Source organism: Natronomonas sp., from assembly GCF_036625485.1.
Taxonomy (GTDB): Archaea; Halobacteriota; Halobacteria; order Halobacteriales; family Haloarculaceae; genus Natronomonas.
The window spans coordinates 1-3,189 of the sequence record NZ_JAZKTR010000220.1; the positions used below are offsets into that span (position 1 = coordinate 1).

Sequence of the window (3,189 nt, forward strand, 5' to 3'; positions counted from 1 at the left end):
TAGAGCCCGTCCGCATCGAGGACGAGATGGAACAGTCGTACATCGACTACGCGATGAGCGTCATCGTCGGGCGTGCGCTGCCGGACGCCCGTGACGGCCTCAAGCCCGTCCAGCGGCGCATCCTCTATGCGATGGAGGAGATGAGCCTCACGCCGCGGTCGGGCCATCGGAAGTCCTCCTCGATCGTCGGCGAGACGATGGGTAACTACCATCCCCACGGTGACAAGGCCATCTACGACGCGCTGGCCCGGATGGCACAGGACTTCTCGCTGCGCTATCCGCTCGTCGACGGCCAGGGAAACTTCGGCTCTATCGACGGCGACCCGCCCGCGGCGATGCGGTACACGGAGGCCCGGATGGCGCCGCTCGCCCAGGAGCTGCTGGCGGACATCGACAAGGACACCGTCGATTTCACGAGCAACTACGACGACCGCCTGACCGAACCCGACGTCCTGCCGTCGAAGGTACCGAACCTCCTTTTGAACGGCGCCTCCGGCATCGCCGTCGGGATGTCGACGAACATCCCGCCGCACAACCTCGGCGAGGTCGTCGACGCGGCCATCCACCTCATCGACAACCCTGACTGCACGGTCTCGGACCTCCTCGATACGCCGAAATCGGACGGCTACATCAAGGGGCCGGACTTCCCGACCGGTGCGAACATCGTCAACCGCGAGGGCCTGTGGGGCGCCTACACAGAGGGTCGCGGCCGACTGCGCGTTCGCGCCGACCTCGACGTCGAGTACAGCGAGACGGGCGGCGACCGCATCATCATCAACGAACTCCCGTATCAGGAGAACAAGGCCCGCCGCATCGAGCGCATCGCCGATGACGTCAAGGAGAGCAAGATCGAGGGCATCAGCGACATCCGCGACGAGTCCGACCGCAACGGCATCCGCGTCGTCATCGATTGCAAGCGCGGTGCCAACGTCGACGTCGTCAAGAACCAGCTCATCGAGAACCACCTCGAGAACACCTTCTCGGTCATCTCGCTGGCGCTGGTCGATGGCCAGCCCCGCGTGCTGAACCTGAAGGAGATGCTCGAACAGTTCGTCGACCACCGCCGCGAAGTCGTCCGCCGGCGCTCGCAGTTCGAACTCGACGAGGCCGAGGACCGCGCCCACATCCTCGAAGGCCGACTGGTCGCACTGGACAATGTCGACAGCGTCGTCGACCTGATCCAGGGCAGCGAGGACCGCGATGCTGCCATCGAGACCCTCCAAGAGGACTTCGAACTCTCTTCTGAGCAGGCCGAACACATCGTCCGGATGCAGTTGGGTTCGCTGACCTCGATGGAGGCCGGCGAGATCCAGACCGAATACGAGGAAGTACAGGCCGAGATCGAACGGCTCGAAACCATCCTGGGCGACGAGCAGGAACTGCTCGACGTCATCAAAGAGGAACTCCGCGAGGTCAAAGACGAGTACGACGACGAGCGCCGGACCCACGTCATCGAGGACGCGGGCGCGGTCACCCGCGAGGACCTCATCGCCGAGGAGGAAGTCGTCGTGGTCGTCACCGAGGACGACTACGTCAAGCGGATGCCACTGGCCGATTTCGACCCCCAGCACCGCGGCGGCAAGGGCATCATCGGCTCCAGACCGAAGGAAGGCGACCGCGTGTCGACGGTTTTCACCGCATCGACACACGATTACCTGCTCTGCTTTACGAATCAGGGGCAGGTCTACCGCCTGAAGGTCTTCGAGTTGCCCGAGATGGGCCGAACCGCCCGCGGTACCTCCGCGATCAACATCATCGACCTCGACGACGGCGAAGAGATCACCGCCGTCGTCAACACCGACGACATCGACGAGGGCTATCTCGCGATGGCGACCGAAGGCGGCTACGTCAAGCGGACCGCCGTCTCCGAGTTCGAGAACGTCCACTCCGGCGGCATTCGCGCCGTCAGCCTCGAAGACGAGGACTCGCTTGTCGACGTGGAGGTCACCTCCGGCGACGGCGACCTGCTCATCGGCACGCGGCAGGGCATGACAATCCGCTTTGCAGAAGAGGACGCCCGCCCGATGGGACGGACCGCGAGGGGCGTCAACGGCATCAAACTCGAAGGCGACGACCGGGTTGCCGGCCTCGTCGCCGCCGAATCCGTAGACGACCGCGACCTGCTGACGGTCACCAAGCACGGCTACGGCAAGCGGACGCCGCTCGAAGAGTACCGCCAGCAGTCTCGCTACGGGAAGGGTCTCATCGACATCAAGACCGACGAGCGCAATGGCCCCGTCTGCTCGATCAACACGGTATCGGCGGGCGACGGCCTCGTCATCATGAGCGAGTCCGGCCAGATCATGCGCACCCACGTCGACGAAGTGTCGGAGGTCGGCCGGAACACGAAGGGCGTCGTCGTGATGAAGGTCGATGACGACGACCAGGTCGCCGGCGTCGACGTCGTTCCGGCCGAGGCGATGGCCGAAGACGACGAGGGAGCTGACGAAGACGCCGACGCGGCCGACGAGGCGTCCGCTGACGACGAGGAATAACGCCCTCACGACCAATCGATTCCGCTCATCCGCCAACTCTTTTATACATCACCGATCAGATTCGGGTATGTCCGATTCCGGCGACCACCAGTTCGGCGAGTTCGGCGGCCGGTATGTCCCCGAACCGATGCAGGAACCGCTCGAACAGCTAGCGGGCGCCTTCGAGGAGATCGCCCAGTCCGAGGAATTCAAAGCGGAGTTCCGCCACATCCTCGAACAGTATGCCGGGCGGCCGACGCCGCTGTTCCACGCCGAGAACCTCAGCGAGGCCTACGGCGCCGACATCTATCTGAAGCGTGAGGACCTCCTCCACGGCGGTGCCCACAAAATAAACAACTGCGTCGGGCAGGCCTTGCTGGCGAAGAAGGCCGGCAAGGAGCGCCTCATCGCCGAGACCGGCGCCGGCCAGCACGGCACCGCGACGGCGATGGTCGGCGCCTTGTTCGACCTCGATACGGAGATCTACATGGGCAAGAAGGACGTCGAGCGCCAGAAGATGAACGTCTTCCGCATGCGCCTGATGGGTGCGGAGGTCAACGAGGTCACCCGCGGCGGTGAAGGCCTCGCCGAGGCCGTCGACGCCGCCCTCGAGGATTTCGCCGAGAACATGGATGACACCCACTACCTCGTCGGCAGCGTCGTCGGTCCCGACCCCTTCCCCCGGATGGTCCGGGAGTTCCAGTCGGTCATCGGC

Annotated in this window: 2 protein-coding genes; both read left to right on the forward strand. The window is 64.6% G+C overall.

Annotated features, from left to right (window positions below; genetic code table 11):
* The coding region (gene gyrA, locus V5A53_RS14110; RefSeq protein WP_332314250.1) for a DNA gyrase subunit A at positions 1-2,495 on the forward strand (2,495 nt) is incomplete at its 5' end.
* A gap of 67 nt (positions 2,496-2,562) precedes the next feature.
* A partial coding sequence (locus tag V5A53_RS14115; RefSeq protein WP_332314251.1) for a pyridoxal-phosphate dependent enzyme occupies positions 2,563-3,189 on the forward strand: 627 nt, incomplete at its 3' end.